Annotated in this window: 16 protein-coding genes; 9 read left to right on the plus strand and 7 right to left on the minus strand. The window is 35.8% G+C overall.

Features of this window, described 5'->3' with window-relative positions; all coding sequences use genetic code 11:
* Positions 1-38: 38 nt before the first annotated feature.
* The 4 genes from ACE1MS_RS01585 to ACE1MS_RS01600 all read right to left on the minus strand — a co-directional run bounded on the left by ACE1MS_RS01585 (position 39) and on the right by ACE1MS_RS01600 (position 4,407).
* On the minus strand, positions 39-1,880 hold the full coding sequence (locus ACE1MS_RS01585; RefSeq protein WP_036218100.1) for an ABC transporter permease: 1,842 nt from the start codon (positions 1,878-1,880) through the stop codon (positions 39-41).
* Positions 1,870-2,631 (minus strand): ABC transporter ATP-binding protein, encoded by a 762-nt coding sequence (locus ACE1MS_RS01590; RefSeq protein WP_031418349.1) that lies wholly within the window; start codon positions 2,629-2,631, stop codon positions 1,870-1,872. The genes ACE1MS_RS01585 and ACE1MS_RS01590 overlap by 11 nt, the downstream gene beginning before the upstream one ends.
* Positions 2,632-2,734: 103 nt before the next feature.
* On the minus strand, positions 2,735-3,721 hold the full coding sequence (locus ACE1MS_RS01595) for a sensor histidine kinase (RefSeq protein ID WP_012292578.1): 987 nt from the start codon (positions 3,719-3,721) through the stop codon (positions 2,735-2,737).
* Positions 3,718-4,407, minus strand: a complete 690-nt coding sequence (locus ACE1MS_RS01600) for a response regulator transcription factor (RefSeq protein WP_031418350.1) — start codon at positions 4,405-4,407, stop codon at positions 3,718-3,720. The genes ACE1MS_RS01595 and ACE1MS_RS01600 overlap by 4 nt, the downstream gene beginning before the upstream one ends.
* A gap of 371 nt (positions 4,408-4,778) precedes the next feature.
* Between ACE1MS_RS01600 and ACE1MS_RS01605 the strand changes: the two genes are divergently transcribed.
* Positions 4,779-5,759 (plus strand): GGDEF domain-containing protein, encoded by a 981-nt coding sequence (locus ACE1MS_RS01605; protein WP_036166676.1) that lies wholly within the window; start codon positions 4,779-4,781, stop codon positions 5,757-5,759.
* Between the two features lie 260 nt (positions 5,760-6,019).
* On the opposite strand, the gene ACE1MS_RS01610 is transcribed toward ACE1MS_RS01605, so the two are convergent.
* The gene (locus ACE1MS_RS01610) at positions 6,020-6,202 is read right to left on the minus strand and encodes a hypothetical protein (protein ID WP_012292581.1); all 183 of its coding nucleotides are present in this window, start codon (positions 6,200-6,202) and stop codon (positions 6,020-6,022) included.
* Positions 6,203-6,446: 244 nt separating this feature from the next.
* Positions 6,447-6,902 carry a LytR/AlgR family response regulator transcription factor gene (locus ACE1MS_RS01615; RefSeq protein ID WP_012292582.1) on the minus strand — a complete coding sequence of 152 codons (456 nt, stop codon included), beginning with the start codon at positions 6,900-6,902 and terminating at the stop codon, positions 6,447-6,449.
* 464 nt (positions 6,903-7,366) lie between these two features.
* Here ACE1MS_RS01615 and ACE1MS_RS01620 point away from each other — a divergent pair, with 464 nt between their 5' ends.
* The 8 genes from ACE1MS_RS01620 to nhaC all read left to right on the plus strand — a co-directional run bounded on the left by ACE1MS_RS01620 (position 7,367) and on the right by nhaC (position 16,172).
* Entirely contained in the window at positions 7,367-8,122 is a 756-nt protein-coding gene (locus tag ACE1MS_RS01620; RefSeq protein WP_031418351.1) for a 3D domain-containing protein, read from the plus strand.
* Between the two features lie 124 nt (positions 8,123-8,246).
* Positions 8,247-8,798: a superoxide dismutase family protein gene (locus ACE1MS_RS01625; RefSeq protein ID WP_012292584.1), complete on the plus strand. Its 552-nt coding sequence runs from the start codon at positions 8,247-8,249 to the stop codon at positions 8,796-8,798.
* A 289-nt stretch (positions 8,799-9,087) separates the two neighbouring features.
* Positions 9,088-10,080, plus strand: coding sequence for a TAXI family TRAP transporter solute-binding subunit (locus ACE1MS_RS01630; protein WP_031418354.1), 993 nt, complete (start codon positions 9,088-9,090; stop codon positions 10,078-10,080).
* A 114-nt stretch (positions 10,081-10,194) separates the two neighbouring features.
* Positions 10,195-10,713 (plus strand): DUF1850 domain-containing protein, encoded by a 519-nt coding sequence (locus ACE1MS_RS01635; RefSeq protein WP_012292587.1) that lies wholly within the window; start codon positions 10,195-10,197, stop codon positions 10,711-10,713.
* Complete coding sequence (locus ACE1MS_RS01640; protein WP_012292588.1) at positions 10,710-12,749, plus strand: TRAP transporter permease; 2,040 nt, start codon at positions 10,710-10,712, stop codon at positions 12,747-12,749. Before ACE1MS_RS01635 ends, ACE1MS_RS01640 begins: the two co-directional genes overlap by 4 nt.
* A 248-nt stretch (positions 12,750-12,997) precedes the next feature.
* Positions 12,998-13,141 carry a hypothetical protein gene (locus ACE1MS_RS01645; RefSeq protein ID WP_012292589.1) on the plus strand — a complete coding sequence of 48 codons (144 nt, stop codon included), beginning with the start codon at positions 12,998-13,000 and terminating at the stop codon, positions 13,139-13,141.
* Between the two features lie 191 nt (positions 13,142-13,332).
* Positions 13,333-14,442: an amidohydrolase gene (locus tag ACE1MS_RS01650; RefSeq protein WP_012292590.1), complete on the plus strand. Its 1,110-nt coding sequence runs from the start codon at positions 13,333-13,335 to the stop codon at positions 14,440-14,442.
* 281 nt (positions 14,443-14,723) lie between these two features.
* Positions 14,724-16,172: a Na+/H+ antiporter NhaC gene (gene nhaC, locus ACE1MS_RS01655; RefSeq protein WP_012292591.1), complete on the plus strand. Its 1,449-nt coding sequence runs from the start codon at positions 14,724-14,726 to the stop codon at positions 16,170-16,172.
* A gap of 56 nt (positions 16,173-16,228) precedes the next feature.
* Here the strand turns inward: nhaC and ACE1MS_RS01660 are convergent, their stop codons facing one another.
* A complete protein-coding gene (locus tag ACE1MS_RS01660) occupies positions 16,229-17,470 on the minus strand; it encodes a hypothetical protein (protein WP_447402655.1) in 1,242 nt (413 codons plus the stop codon).
* Positions 17,471-17,521: the final 51 nt, after the last annotated feature.

The raw sequence follows: 17,521 nt of genomic DNA on the forward strand, positions 1-17,521 counted from the left end.
TTATTGAAAAATCGCACCCCCCAAGGAGTGCGATTTTTTTAGTTCACTAGACGTTTGAAATAGCTTTGTCGTATCCATAAATAACTGATGAGGAACAGCACAAAGAAACAACAAGAACTGGCAATGGAAACCTGTAAAAATGCTGTAGAGACCATTGTACGCATAGCTAATAAAGTAGTGAGTAATAGAGAAATTGCTATAGTGAACGGAACAAATATAAGAATGCCCAGTTCCTTTGCAATAACGGCGGCTAATTCTTTCTTAGACAGTCCCAGCTTACGAATGCCCATATATTTTTCTTTTTCCTGTAATAATGTTGTCTGTAAATAGAAGTAAAGTATACTCATGGCTGCACTTAAGAAAATTAAACTTAACATAGAGCCAATGAAGAACATAACGCTTTTTACAAACATTTCTGTATCATATAATTCGATTTTGGATGTAACGTAACGTTCACCAGGTAAGGATGGTATGTCCTCGGTAATGGTATTTGCCAATTCTGTATGTGCTGTCCAATTATCTAATTCATAGATATAGGTTTTATAAACAGGGTAGTCAATCGACTGATAAATAGAATCTGGCACAATGAAGTATGTTTCCTGAAACCCTGTAGATAGTAGGTTCTTTTCGTTCATTTCAGCTAGTTTGAATGATTTTATATAACGGTCACTAGCATTGTTGGTTATCGGAGCTATACCATGATTCCCAGCGACAGCAATAAATTCATTTTCATTCAGGCTAATTTCCTTTTGCTGTAGCAGGTTGTAATCAGATAATGACATATAGCCAAGGCGTCGATTCTCATCTGATTTAAATTCAATAAAATACTTGTTAGCTTTTACTGTTGCTAGCTTCTTTTCAAGATAGTCTAAATCTTCCTTTATTATGTTGTCATTAGCTTTTGGATCCGTAATATATTGAAAGCTATACGGATAATTTCCTTCACTATCTTTTTGAACATTGTAATATGAGCTAAACAAAATGCTTGTACATAAAAATACGCCACTTAACAAAATGGTAATTAGAAATAGCATATTTGCATGAGATTTCATTTTTGCATTTAAATTTGACGCTAAAAGCATATTTGTTTTGCGAAGATAAACAGGGGATTTCTCAAATATTTTCAAAAATAGACGTAAGCCTTGAGCAATGATTAAATAAATCGTACAAAGTATGCTAGCAAAAAATAATAAATAATAGAGAGCACCTAAAGACGCTACAATAGCATGCTCAATCTTTAGTAAATAAGCTAAAAGTGAGGTCATCATAATGCTAGCAGCTAATAAAATATAATGTGGTTGAATCGATTTTTCAATCACAGTATCACTTTTTAATAGCTGTATGGAGGCTTCTTTATTAATAAATTTAGTGACGACTTTAGAAATTATCATAAATAAGATTAAAAACAAACCTATCGTTAAACCAATTGCTTGTAGAGGAATATACATACTAAATGTTTCTGCTTTTAACACTACTTTAGCCGCCATTAAGAACAGGGGGGTCATGACAAGACCAAGAACGATTGCTGCTATAATCGCCATTATTCCAATGAATAGGTTTTCACGGAATATTAGCTTTCGTACTTGTTTCATGGAAGCCCCTGTAATCATGAAAATGCCAAGAGTCTTTGTCTTTTTGCGTAAAAATGCCATGATTGAATAAGTAATATAAATAAATGAAAATAAATAAACAAGCATACTGGCAAGCATTAATGAAATGCCAAGTGTTGAGTCGGGATCTAGGTCTTTTAAGCTGGGATGAAAGACAATTACAGAAAATAAAAAGAATATAATGATGGAAAACATACTGCTCAGAAAATAAGATACATATGTCCATTTATCTCGTATAATGTTTTGGATAACAATATGGTTAAAGGTCATGTTGACCCCCACCTAAGAAAGCAAGAGTGTCCATAATTTCTTGATAAAACTGCTTACGATTGTTGCCTCGATGTATTTCATTATATAATTTGCCATCCTTGATAAATATAATACGATTAGCAAAGCTTGCTACGTAAGGATCATGTGTGACCATAAGAATGGCAGTTTGTAGTTCTTGATTGATGGAGGTGAATAAATCCATCACATCGTTGACAGCCTTTGAATCCAAATTACCTGTAGGCTCATCTGCTAACAATAAGCTCGGTTTATGGATAACAGCACGAGCAATAGCTACTCGTTGCTTTTGCCCACCTGAAATTTCATAAATGCGTTTCGATAATAGCTCCTCAATTCCAAGAAATTGCGCTACATGCTTTAAACGGTGACGCATTTTGGCGCTAGGTAAGCTATCTAATGTCAGCGGTAATAAAATATTTTCCTTTACCGTTAAAGTATGAACAAGATTAAAATCCTGAAAAACAAAGCCTAATTCAGAACGTCTAAATTTTGCAAGTTCCTCATCATTTAAAACATAAGGATTTCTATTATTAATAACAATATCTCCAGCAGTGGGGCGATCAATGGTGGATACACTATTTAAAAATGTCGTTTTGCCACTTCCGGAGGGCCCCATGACGGCTACGAACTCCTGCTGTTGTAACTGGAAATCAATACCATTTAATGCCTTGTAGGTAATCTCTCCGATATATTCTTTTTGCAAATTGGTCACTTGAAGAATGATGTTTCCCAACTTGGAACAACTCCTTTAAATTGATTTGATAGCTTTAGTATAAAAAAGGAGCGATCAATAACCCATTTCGCTTGATGACGGGAATATGACAAAGTTGTCATATTCATTTTATAAGACTGCTTGAGAAATTGATGGAAAACGTAGTGTGATCATGTGAGGATTGTAAGGTGAACGGATGGTTTAGTATAGTTAAAACCTTTTTCACTAAAAATAATCCTATGCCTGTTGCTTCTCCATTTGTTCGTCCCTTTTTACCTGTATAAAACAAATCAAAGACACGTGCAATTTCGCTAGTAGGGATTGTCTCACCACGGTTATCTATGTGCAAAGTGTCGTTGTCATAATCAATATGAATAGTGCTTTCTACTTCACTGTATTTGACAGCATTATTTAATACTTGATAAAGGACAACCTTTAACCATTTACGATCGGAGTAAATCATTTGATTTTCTGTAAGCGTTAATTTTGGGAAAACTTCTTTTGTAATAAAATAATCCTTCAAATCATTAATAACTTCTTTTACAAGCTCTTTTAAAACAATAGGCTCAATTTTTAAATCAGCTACTAAATTTGAACTTCGCTCATACGTTAATAGCTGATTGAGTGTAAATGCCAGCTTATCACACTCCTTGCTGATTGTTTGCCATTGCTGTAATTCGTTCGAAGTTTTGAAGGACGCTGATTGTGTAATTAATTGAATGACAGATAACGGTGTTTTCATTTGATGAGCAAAATGTGATAATACAAGGTGCTTTTCCTCTGCTTGCTCTATTAATTGTTGCTGTTGCGTTAAATATAGATATTGCATTTGTCTTAGTTTTTCACTATAGGCTTGTTCCATCGATGCTTGGGGCTCATACAGATGAAGGTCTTCCTTTGACAGATCAACTTTTTCTAAGTGTGTATATAGTCGTCTTCTTCGGTAATAACGGCCTACAAACCAAAGGATAAACAGAAAGCTAACGAGAAAAATAAAATAAAAATAATGCGATGTTAAATCATCTAATGCTTGAATCATCCAAGGTAAGAGAAGGAAGCTAATACAATAAAGAATAATAATACTCACATGATCTTTAAAAAACAGCTTCATTTTCTCTCCTCCACAAGTTGATAGCCTAGACCACGAATGGTTTTAATTTCAAGCTGTGAGTGGATAGCTTCCAATTTTCTTCGTAGTCGACCAATGTTTACAGATAAGGTGTTTTCCTCCACAAAGGTTTCATCATCCCAAATAGCACTTAATAGTTTTTGACGAGCTACAACATTTGGGTAGGCTTCGAATAATAGCTTACTAAGCTGCATTTCTTTTAATGTTAACAGGCTTTCATGGCTATTTGTTTGGAGACGGACAGTGTCTGGGTTTAATGTAGTATTGGCTATTGTAATGGTAGACGTATCGAAGGAAGCATACTCACCATATGTACGCCGAAGTAAACCATTAACCTTTGCCATAAAGACATCTAGCGAAAATGGCTTAGTAATAAAGTCATCAGCACCATTTTCGATACCGTATACTTGATCGATATCGTTGACTCTAGCAGAGACAATGATGATAGGACAAATGGAAAGCTGACGAATTTTACGTGACCAATAATATCCATCAAAGATGGGGAGATTTATATCCATAATGACTAAATGTGGTTGGATGTCATTAAATTCTTCTATGATGTGCTGAAATTGTTGCACTGCATGGCATTCAAACTGATATTTCGATAAATGTTCGACAATCAGTGAAGCTATATTGCTATCGTCCTCTACTATGTATATCTTGTACATTTTTATCGACCCTTCCCTCATTCTTTACTTTATAATGTACCCTGATTCCATAAATCTTATAGAAGAATTGTACCCTGGAACATAAAAAAAGAGCTACCACAAACTTACTTGAAGCTATTTAAGGTTAAACTCCTTGTTAGACCTTTAGAATTATAAAGAATACTTTAAGAATGAACAGAAAGAACTAATTAAGATGTATGTTTTCTTTGAATTCAAGCGCTTTTCTCATTAAAGTAAAAAATGCCCAGCTGTTAAGTTTTCTTTAAGAAGTATGGCGTATGATGATTAAATAGATATATTAAATAAAGTTTAAGTTAAAACATAGATAAGATTTAACGAAAAAATCATCTCAATGGGAGAAATGATCTATTGTGGGTAAATTCAAGTTAAAGTTATCATTTCTTATTGTTAGTATGACAATAATGGTTGTACTCGCGACGTCTAGTGTTAGTATTTGGAGTAGCTATCAAAGTTTTAATGAAATTTTGATGGAAAATCAACGTGTAATGCAAGATACATACGTAAAGGAATCTTCGGCAATGAAGGACGGCTATCTAGAGGGCTTGCTGAAGGAAGAGGCTACAAATGAAAAGGTTATTCCTTTTAGCCTGTTTTTAAAAAAGATTATTGTCCCGATTATTTTAGTCATTGCTGTAGTATTAGTGCTCGCTATATGGCTAGTTTTAAAAATAGTACGCCCCCTAAATGAACTTTCAACGATGATAGAAGCTGGGGAAAACGGGCAGGAGAAGGAACAAATTGCTGATTGGTATTATGAAGCAAAGATACTGAAAAGAAGCGTACAAAATATGATGATTTGCGCAGAAAGTAAAATTACTGATTTAACGGAGCAATTAAATGTTGACTCATTAACAGGTATTCCGAATCGCAGAATAATGGATCAAACTCTCCATGAATTAATTATTAATAAAGTTCCGCATGCGGTAATACTAATTGATTTAGATGATTTTAAAAGTATAAACGATACGTATGGTCATACCGTAGGGGATGAAGTATTAAAAGCCTTTGCTCATCATATGCAGCTTAATATGGGGGAGCAAGGTATGTGCTTCAGATATGGTGGAGAAGAGTTTATGATTATTTTGCCTTCAAGGAGTATAGATGAAGCGGTAGAACTAGCAGAAAGCTTGCGGGTTAAACAAGCCTTACAGGAAACTGCGTGTGGTAGACCCGTTACGATGTCTGCCGGAATTACTGCCTTTACACCGAATGTACAGAGCCCAAATCAATTGATAGAAATTGCAGATCATGCTCTGTATAAAGCTAAACAATCAGGAAGAAACTGTTTATGCGTAGTAAGGAATATGAGACAAATGATTATTAAATCATGAGTAAAAGCATGCTAGCTTTCTACACTAGCATGCTCTTTTTCGTCACTCTTGTTCTGAAATGATTTGAAAAAGATTGGTTGTTTCCTGCATAGGCAAAGCATTCAAGACAATTGAGTATGTTGAAAAGAGTTATAAATCTTTATAGCCTCTGCACGGTTCCCAATATTAGAATAGTGCTTGATTAATCCCTGGACAGCTTGATCAGAATACGGATTTAACTCTAGAGCTATAAGTAACGTTCGTTCTAGATTTTTGACAACCTATATTTGTTCACAATAATGGGCGAGTTCTTTCAGGAATTGAGTAAATAATTTATTCATCAAATTAACTTTGCTAGCTATCCATGGATAGGCCATCGTTGCCATAAATTCCCCACGATAATTTTGAAGAAGTGCTTCAGCCCTTTTAATATCTAATTTTTCAATTTGTTCTTTTTTATTCAAAATAATCTCTAAATCAATAGCATCACATTCAATATTGTCTAGTGTTAAAATATAACTCCCGTTCGTATACGATTACCTCTAAAAAGCCATATGCTGAAAGAGAGGAGCGAAGATATGAAAGAGTGATATGCTATTGAACCCTTGCTTTATTAAATTCAGTATAACCCCAAAATTATCAATAATAGTATCACGAGAAACAGGGGGATTAAGATGTGAAAACAGCAATGCAAACAATTCTTTCGTTTTAAATACGATGAAGAGGTTTTCCCTCATAGGAAACAACAAATTCTCCGAAGCATTTTATTTTTAACAACGGTGCTGAATGACATAATGTTGGTAAGGACGTTATTTTTGGGTGAAGTAGTTCCTCAATTCTATAAATAGTCGTTGCTAAGCGAGATGTTGAAGCAGGCTTTAACAGGTAATCAATTGATGGTAGCTCGAAGGCTTGCACAGCATAGTCTCGATAAGCAGTAACAAAAACAATATAGATGCTATGATTCCACGATGTTAATAATTCCGCAATCTCTAATCCATTCATACTTGGCATTTCAATATCTAGAAATGCTACTTGAAAGTCTAAGTTCGGTCCCTCGATAAGGAGTTCTTTTACAGATGTAAAAGTTTCAATAACCTCAATCCTATCAAATTCTTGCAAGTGTTTATTCATACTGACAAGTGCTAAAGGCTCATCGTCCACCAATATCGCCCGAATCACAATAAAACAAGACCTTTCCATTCCAGTCTAGAGGTTATTAGATTGAGATAACTAACCTTGTACAGATGTGTAGAGACTGGCTGCTGAGATAAATTGTCCAGATTGAAGGGCAGCAGACTATTTAGATTCCTTGTATGTTACTTACGATTATCTTCTGGATTAATTTCCAATATTTATCTCTTCTATTGCCCTTAAATAGTAAATATCTAATATAAAAAATACTAGTCTAAACAATGATTATTTTCCATCTAATTGGACAATTTGCTAAAAAAATAATCGAAATTGTATAATTTTCCGTTTTTATAGTAATAATTCCTAATATCAGGCAGATAGCCCTGAGTTATTAATTTGCGAGCTTACTGTTGATTGCATACTAGATTATTTAACTCTAGCGTGCTAACGGCAGACTTGCAAAAAATAATAAAATATTGGAGGTATTACTAAACATGAAGAAGAAAGCTTTAGCTTTAGCAGTAACTTTGACCGTTGGTTTGAGCCTATATGCCAGTCCTTCCTCTGCGAAAGACAATTCCGGCAATATATTGTGGGCACTCCCTCAAATTTATAATTTAACTGTTGGAGAATTTCAACAATTTACAGAAATGGACTCGTTATGGTTTTATCCAGAGCAAGATTTAGTGAAGGATACATCAAATACAGAAAAAACATTGGAAGATGAATATGTCATAAAAGGTGGTGACACATTATTTTCAATCGCACGTAAAAACGATATAACAGTAGATGAACTAAAAGCATGGAATAACCTTGCTACAGATTTAATCTTTGCTGGTGAATCAATAGCTATAAAAGCTTCGGCTGCTAAACCGAAACCTAAAACATCCGAAGCAGTTACACCTAAGGCTGCTACAACAGCAAAAACAAAACCTGTGAGTGCTCCATCAAATGGTTCTGGAAGAACGTTAACAATGCGTGCTACTGCCTATACAGCATATTGTGAAGGTTGCTCAGGAATTACAGCGAATGGAACGGATATTCGATCCAATCCAAACTTAAAGGTAATTGCAGTTGATCCTCGTGTCATTCCACTTGGTTCAAAGGTATGGGTTGAAGGCTATGGTGAAGCGATTGCGGCTGACACGGGTGGAGCTATTAAGGGAAATAAAATTGATGTATTTATTCCTACCGAGGGACAGGCTCTTCAGTGGGGCGTCAAAACTGTAACCGTAAAAATTTTAGACTAAATAATGAAGGGATTTCTCATTAGAGAAGTCCCTTTTGTGCATGTAACAACCTCGGTAAAATTTATAAGAAGTGCATAACTATTGATTAACTTGGAAACCATCAGAAATAAGAGGAGGTATTTTTATGAAAAAAACAAGCTTAATTAGCCTTTCTTTATTAGTTTTAGTGGGTGGTTGTGGTTTCTTTGATAAGAAAGAAGAAAAAGTACAAGTAAATGCGTCATCCCCCTTAACAGCTACTGCAAAAGTAATTGGTGCAAATAACGAAAGCTATGGGAATGCGTATTTTCAGGAAGAAGATAATGGTGTTATGATGACACTGGCATTAACAGGACTACCCCCAGGTACACATGGAATTCATATTCATGAAGTAGGGAAGTGTGAGCCCCCTAAATTTGAATCGGCTGGTTCGCACTTTAATCCGACCAAGAAAGAGCATGGTAAGTTAAATCCCAATGGTTATCATTTAGGGGATTTACCAAATCTAGAGGTTGGTGACGATGGCAATGTCGATTTAAACTTCTTAGCAGAAGGGCTAACACTACAAAAAGATCAGCCAAATTCTTTGTTAGACAGTGATGGTAGTTCCATCGTTATTCATGAGTCAGCAGATGATTATAAAACAGATCCAGCAGGTAATTCAGGGGCAAGAATTGCTTGTGGTGTCATTCAATAGAAGAAATATGTAAAAAACTGTATCCACTATTGGATGCAGTTTTTTGATTTCATCATTCATATACAGTTTTAATACATAAGGGGAGAGTCTTGAACTTAGAAATTAAAGGTTTTTTATAGATAAAAATAGGTTAATTAAATAATAAACTGCTGATGAATATCAATGAAGTTTATAAAGGGGTGCATAAACATAAAATTCAGAATTTACTATAAACTAATTGACATAATAATACTAAATTTGATAATTTTAAGTAGATTGCCTTTACTATTATACAGAGGGGGAAAATACTATGAAAAAGACACAATTTAAATGGTTGCTATTATTAAGTGCGTTTGCACTAATGATTTTAGCTGCATGTGGGTCAGATGGGGGAAGTGGCTCTAAGGATACGAACGAGAACGCTTCGGAGTCATCTGAAAAGCCCAAATTTTTAAGCTTATTAACTGGTGGAACACAAGGTACTTACTATGCACTTGGCGGTACATTTGCTGATTTAATTACGACAGAAACGGATATCAAAACAACTGCTGAGGTGTCTCAGGCATCTGCTGCTAATATGACTGCTTTGCAAGAAGGTAAAGGCGAAATTGCATTTGTTCAAACGGATATTGCTTACTATGCTACGGAAGGAAAGTTAATGTTCGATGGAAAGAAAATTGATACAATTTCAGCTTTAGGTGCTCTTTATCCTGAAACAGTACAATTAGTTACTACAGAAGCAACAGGCATTAAGACTTATGCGGATTTAAAAGGGAAAAAAGTGTCTGTAGGGGCACCTGGTTCAGGTACTTATGCGAATGCCGAGCAATTACTGGAGATTCACGGCTTAACGATGGATGATATCAAAGCTCAAAATTTAGATTTTGGGGAGTCAACAGATGGTCTTCAATCAGGCCAAATTGATGCGGCATTTATTACTGCAGGTACGCCAACAGGTGCAGTTGAAGCGTTAAATGCTACAACGAAAGTAAATATTGTTGGTGTAGATGCAGGTAAAGCAGATGAATTAATTGCTAAATATCCTTATTATGCAAAGGATACAGTAAAAGCAGGGACTTATGGAATTGCAGAAGATACAGAAACAGTTTCAGTTCTTGCTATGTTAGCCGTGAAAAAGGAACTACCAGAGGATGTTGTCTATGCTATGACAAAAGCTATCTATGATAATACTGATAAAATCTCTCATGATAAAGGTAGATTTATCAAAGCTGAAACAGGTTTAGATGGAATTAGTATTGACATTCATCCAGGCGCTCAAAAGTACTTTGATGAGAAAAAATAGACAAAACGATTACTAAAATATGAAGGGGGCTCGGATTGCGTAAAGCTTCGAGTCTTTTTCCTACTATACGGTGAAGTATAGGCGAGTAGCTTTTAAAGTGGGGAGAAGGATGAAATGCAACAGGGGAAAGTTAGTATTACAGTAGTTTTAGTAATCTTCTGCTTAATTATTGTAGTTATTCTTCCATTTCAAAAGGTATTCAGCTTTACAGAAACGCGCATGGCAAATCCGAGAGTGCACTACATACCAATTACTGAAAGTGAAAAATTTCAAATTAGATATACCCACTCCATACATAATTCAGATGTATACGAATCCTATCAATATGTTAAGGGAAATCGTATTCAGATGTTAGAGATGGAATATGAAGATTTAGCAATAGGTATGCCAGGCTATGCCGAGGAGGGCCAAACGTTTATAGAAAGGGACGGCAAATACGTTCTTCAATTTGATGACCATCGTGAAATTGACAATTTTACCATTTTAATTGGCGATTTGGGTTTAGACCTGGTATTCAACTACGAAGACGTGGAATATGATTTAAAAAAAGATTTACAAAGGGGAAAATCCTATTTATTTGAAATCAGGCACCTATCACTATACGAACAGTGGAAAGGAGTAAGAATGAAATGACAACACAGGAAAAAGCAAAGAAAGAAAGAGTAGAAGAATTCGAGCAAATTTCTGCTGAAGAGCAACAAGCTATATTAGAAAAATATGATATTGAATCCAACGTAAGAGCTGTAACAGGTATTATGAGGCATGTCATTTTCTATGGTCTTTTAGCATTCTCTTTGTTTCAACTTTATACAGCCATTTTCGGGCAATTCCCAGCACAAATTCAACGTACCATCCATTTAGGCTTTGGTTTGACACTTATTTTTCTACTATTTCCTGCTCGTAAAAAAGCACCAAAGTACAAAATTGCATGGTTTGATTATTTATTGGCTTTGCTTTCAGTGGGAGTAGGGTCGTACTGGTCTTTAAACTATACTGAGCTTGTGAATCGCAATGGCTCCATCACACAAATGGATTTTATTGTAGGTCTTATCGCTGTTGTATTAGTGCTTGAAGCCGCTCGTCGTGCCGTTGGGATACCAATTACGATTATTGCAGCTTGTTTCTTAATTTATGCTTACTATGGTCCATATTTTCCGGCATTTATGGCACATAGAGGACAGGATTTAGAGAGTATTGTAAACCTTATGTATTTTACAACAGATGGAATTTTTGGCACACCGATTAGTGTGTCAGCCACTTTTATATTTGTATTTTTACTCTTTGGAGCTTTTCTAGTAAAAACGGGGGTCGGTCAGTACTTTAATGATCTAGCCGTTTCATTGGCAGGTAAATTAATAGGAGGCCCAGCAAAAGTAGCAGTCTTTTCAAGTGCACTACAAGGTACTATTTCGGGAAGCTCTGTAGCCAATGTCGTAACATCAGGCTCCTATACGATTCCAATGATGAAAAAACTAGGCTATCGTAAAGAATTTGCAGGTGCAGTTGAAGCGGCAGCGTCAACGGGTGGTCAGCTAATGCCACCAATTATGGGGGCAGCGGCTTTCCTAATGGTAGAGTTTATTGGTCGTGGCATTACCTATTGGGATATAGCGAAAGCGGCAGCTATTCCAGCACTTCTATATTTTACAGGTATTTGGATTATGACGCACTTTGAAGCAAAACGAGTTGGTTTAAAAGGTCTTAGAGATGATCAAATGCCAAACCGAAAAGAAGTTTTTAAGAAAATTTATCTTCTATTACCGATTATTGCGATTATCGTGCTAATGTTGACGGGGACACCTGTTATGCATGCAGCGTTGTACGGAATCATTATTTCGATTGGGGTTGCAATGTTTAATAAGGAGACACGGCTTAAACCGATGGATGTGATAGATGCATTGGTGGAAGGCGCTCGTACTGCGTTAGGTGTAGTGGCAGCAACAGCTTGTGCAGGAATTATTGTAGGGGTTGTTGTCAAAACAGGGCTTGGTTTAAGTCTAGCCAATAGTTTAGTAGCTTTGGCTGGTGGTAGTATTATTTTGACATTAATTTTCGTGATGATTGCCTCCCTTATACTTGGTATGGGTGCACCAACTACCGCAAATTATGTGATTACATCCACAATTGCAGCTCCAGCCATTGTAGCATTATTATCACCTAACACACCGCAAGAGTTAGTGCCAGTAGTTGTATTACTATCGGCTCACTTCTTTGTGTTCTACTTTGGAATTATTGCAGATATTACACCACCTGTAGCTTTAGCCGCCTTTGCAGCCTCAGGGATTTCAGGTGGGGATCCTATTAAAACAGGAGTTAATTCAGCCAAGCTTGCTATTGCGGCATTTATTATACCGTATATGATTGTCTTTTCACCGTCTTTACTAATGATTGATACGACAGTACCACAGATAATATGGGTTGTATTTACTGCTATTACAGGAATGGTTGCCATCGGTTCGGGTGTTATTGGGTATTGGTACCGTAAACTGTATTGGTTTGAAAGAATAGTAGGGATAGCCACTGGTCTATTACTTATTTATCCAGAGAAATTCTCGGACTGGGTAGGTTTAGGCATCTTTGTTATCATGTTTGTAATTCAAGTATTATCAAATAAAAAAGGCAGTGATAATGATCATACGAATGGAAAAACAGGTGTGACAATATCGTAAATTTTTGATTTTATACAATATACATCTGCTCTATTAATAGCTGGCTAACAAATTTCTGTCAGCTATTAATGAGCAAATTTTTGATTTTATTGTAATTTGTTGGAAATTATAATGTGTTGATTGTTCTAAAATAGAGATTGGTTTTATATTTTTAATGCATAATGAGTATAATTTATTGCATTTTATCGAAATCCTATTGTATAATTCTTTTATCAGAAAATTCAATTAAATAAAAGGGGGGTGCTACAATGGGTAAATTGTTAAATTCAAAATTTGAGACATACCTAATGGATCAAGAATATGATCTAAAGGAAGAGGAAGAAAAAAATGAGGAGCCATTAGCGATGGTGCAATATGAGGAATATCCTGAAGGGTTTTTTACAAGTTTATAATGAATACATGATGGGCTATGTTGAAAGAGATAACAACTTTTAACATAGCCTATTTATTTATGTCTTAGGCAGTTTTAAATAGCATATAAATTTATTAAGCTTTTTCATATTAATGGGTCTTACTGCGTATATACTTTTATAAAAAGGATTCATGTATAATGTAAAGCAAAAATGCGTATAGAGGTGTCGTTATGTCAAAAGCTATAACATTAGAAGAAACAATGTATCAATGGTTCGAGCATTTTCACAATTATCCAGAAGTGAGCTGGAAGGAGTTCGAGACAACAAAAAAATTAGCGTCAATATTAGAAGAATTAAATGTTTCTTATCGTCTGCTGGGGGATGTCCCGGGATTAATTGCAGAAATTGGAGCAGGTGAAGAAGTTGTTGCGGTGCGTGCTGATATTGATGCTTTGTGGCAAGAAGTGGATGGGGAATGGCAGGCGAATCATTCTTGTGGTCATGATGCTAATATGACCATGGTGCTTGGGGCATTATTACTACTTAAAGATCAATCATTGCAACATCGTGTCCGTTTTATTTTCCAGCCTGCCGAGGAATTAGGGAATGGTGCATGTGCTGCTTTTGATCGAGGAGCGGTTGATGGGGTATCACATTTATTTGGTGTACATTTAAGACCTATTGAAGAACTACCTCTCGGTAAAGTTTCACCAGCTATTCATCATGGTGCTGCCTATTTTCTAGAAGGGGCTATTCAGGGGATTGATGCACATGGGGCGAGACCACATCAAGGTAAAAATGCCATTGATGTCATTATGGCTGTCCAACAAATGTTAAACAGTATTCATCTATCGCCTTTTGAGCCACATTCTGCAAAGTTAACAAAAATTATTGCTGATGGAGGTAGTACAAATATCATTCCAGGAAATGCTAGTTTCTCGATGGACATTCGAGCACAGCATAATCACCAACTTGAATTACTTCGTAGCAAAATTGAGTCTGGTTTAAAAGCAATTCAGCAGCAGTTTGAAATAGATATGGATTGGAAGTGGGTTGATTTCACACCAGGTGCGGAAGTTTCAGCAATTGCTGCAAAAATGGCGAAAGAGGCAATTGTTGAAACATTGGGCGAACAATATTTAGCAGATGAAATAACGACCCCAGGTAGTGACGATTTCCATTTTTATACGGTAAAGAAGCCAGAATTAAAAGCGGCAATGATTGGCATTGGGGCAAACTTAACACCAGGATTACATCACCCTAAAATGACATTTGATCGTAGTGCCTTAATTGATGCTGCTAAAGTACTTGCTTGCGTATTAGAAAAAAAACCTGAATAAAAAAATATTTTTTTAGCTATGTGAAAAATGCAATGATTTTTTCATATAGCTTTTTTTGCATGGGAATTCCCTGAAATGCATGGATATTCAAGGGTTTTTCGAGGCTTCTTATTGCTACTTGAAAGCGTTTTATTGCCCTAAAACAAAGAGATTTGCTAGAGAGGCATAATTTTTTTGCGTTGACTTTTAATTTTTTGAATATTAAGCTAAAAAACGTAAAAAATTATTTGCGTCTTTGAAAAACCGAAAAGGGATTTGGTGCAAAAAAAGGGGATGGAAGAATGAAAAAGGATATTAATGCGGGCTGGGCACTACTAACTTTTGCAGTTATGATCATTACTATGTTGATTACAGTAGTTGTTTTAGAGCAAAGTCCTCACGTACCTCTTCTTGTTGGCACAACTGTAGCAGCAATTGTTGCCAAAATGCATGGATACAAATGGTCTGAAATTGAAGAAATGATGTATAAGGGGATACGTTTGGCATTACCTGCCATTGTCATTATTATTTTAGTAGGTTTGACAATTGGAGCATGGATTGGCGGCGGAGTCGTAGCAACGATGATTTTCTATGGCTTAAAATTAATATCTCCAGCGTGGTTTTTAGTAACGATTATGCTGTTATGTTCAATCGTGTCACTAGCTATTGGTAGTTCGTGGTCGACAATGGCGACAATCGGTGTCGCAGGCATGGGTATTGGTTTAAGTATGGGTATTCCAGCGGCTATGATCGCCGGGGCAGTTATTTCAGGTTCTTACTTTGGTGATAAAATGTCACCATTATCAGATACAACGAATCTGGCAGCTGGTTTAACAGGTACTAATTTATTTGAACATATTAAGCATATGCTTTATACAACGATTCCAGCGTTAATTATTTCACTGGTTGTTTTCGGATTTTTGGGTAGAAAATTTGCAGATGTTTCGATGAAATCGGAAGAAATCTTAACAACGTTAAAAGTAATGGATGAAAGCTTTGTTATCTCTCCTTTACTCTTACTTGTACCAGTGGGTGTTATTGTTTTAGTAGCTAAAAAAGTTCCAGCAATTCCAGCTTTAATTATTGGGATTGTTTCCGGCTTCTTACTACAGATTTTTGTACAGGGTGGTTCAGCTGCAAGTGCTGTACAAGCATTACAAGCTGGATTTGAAATCTCGACAGGTAATCACATGGTAGATGAATTATTTAACCGTGGTGGTTTAGATTCTATGATGAATACGGTTTCAATGACCATTGTAGCGATGACATTCGGTGGGATTCTAGAGTATTCAGGCATGTTGAAAGCTCTGATGAATGTAATTGTGAAGTTTGCTAAATCTACAGGTAGTCTTATTGCTTCGACAATTGCAGCGTGTGTCACAACGAATGCAACGTGCTCAGAGCAATACATTTCAATTGTAGTCCCTTCACGTATGTTTGCAGGTGTCTATCAGCAACGAGGCCTACATTCTAAAAATCTATCTCGTGCTTTAGAAGATGGGGGAACATTAACATCTGTTTTCTTCCCATGGAATACTTGTGGTGTGTTTATTTTAGCGACATTGGGTGTAGGCGCTATGGAGTATGCACCATATGCTATTCTTAATTTCATGGTACCTATTATTTCCATTATTTATGGATACATTGGATTTGCTATTGTTAAATTAACACCAGAAGAAATAGCAGAAGCAGAGAAACGTAAAAAGGAACAAGAGATGGAAAACACTGATAATATGGTAATGGTTGATTAATCATAAGAATTCTCGTAGATGCTCAGCATTTACGAGAATTCCTTTTATATAGTTGGTTAATAGGTGGCGAAATTTAATTCATAAATGGTGCGAGGTCTACCTTGTTGATGTGTCATTTCTTCGCCAACGACCTTTGCATAACCTTGATCTACTAATTTTTTAATAATACGCTCAGTTGTACGTCTAGTAACCTGTAGATATTCTGAAAGATTCTGCGATGTAAATTGTGCAGATTGCCTTTCATGACTAAAATTGATGATTTTAGAGATATTTAATGGACTTAAGTTTGTCAGTTTGGCCATTTGTAATACATAAGGATCATCTGTTTTTAAAGATAATTTACCTTCTGATTTTGGAAAGGGACCCAATAGATTTTTATGTTCATCTAGTATATAAATTTCAAACGGTTTTGAAAATGTTAAGGCATGCTGGGCATTTTGGGTGGCTTCTAAAATAGAGTGTCCATACCCGAAGGCTAGTTTAAATGGTATTTCTATTTGTTTAATTAGCTCTTCTAAAGCTTCCTTTTCGAGTGCATTTTGTAAATGTCCAGCAGTTGTATAGAGCTCAAAGGTATGCGATGAAATTTGTTTATACGTTGAAAAGGTAGCCTTCGCAATTTGATTTAAAATAGCTGAATCGATGAAAGAATCAGTAGGAGTCTCAAAAAATCCAACTACGGCCTTAAATGATTCGGATTTTGTTAACAGCGATTTGGTTTTGGTTTCTTCGAGACATTGAATAATCGAATTCGTGGCATCTATCATGCGCATGGCAGGTATTTTCTGTGCTTGTAATGTATCAAAAACACTGTGGATACTTGTAATTACGAAATCTATAGTTTTGGTATTCCACAACGCAATGTGACGCTTTAATATATGTTCTGTTGGTTCTGTAATAGAAATATGTTGAATATGTGGCTTCGGACCCATATATTCAATTCCTGCTAGAACATTATCTACAAATGCTGGATTCATTACATCAATCGAAATTCTATTGATTGGTACAGCATGTTTAGCTACTAGTGATAATAGAGTTGTAGAGATAGTTGTTTCATCTTGTTTAATGTAATTCCAAGGTATTGGTAGTTCCGAGAGGAGAGATTGAGCATGTAAAAAGGGTAATGTTCCTCCGAATAAAAGAGCATCACAGGGTTTAATTTGCTTCATTAAAGCTGGCGCCTCAGAGGGGTGACTGTAAAGATAAAATTCTAATTGAATATTGTCTATATTTTGTGCGATACTAATAATACGCTTCATAAATGCTTGAGAACAAATAATCGCTATTTTCGTAGACATGGGCATCGTTCCTTTTCTATTTTTTTAAATATTTAGCGACGTATTAGCGAC

Source organism: Lysinibacillus sp. fkY74-1 (genome assembly GCF_053165895.1).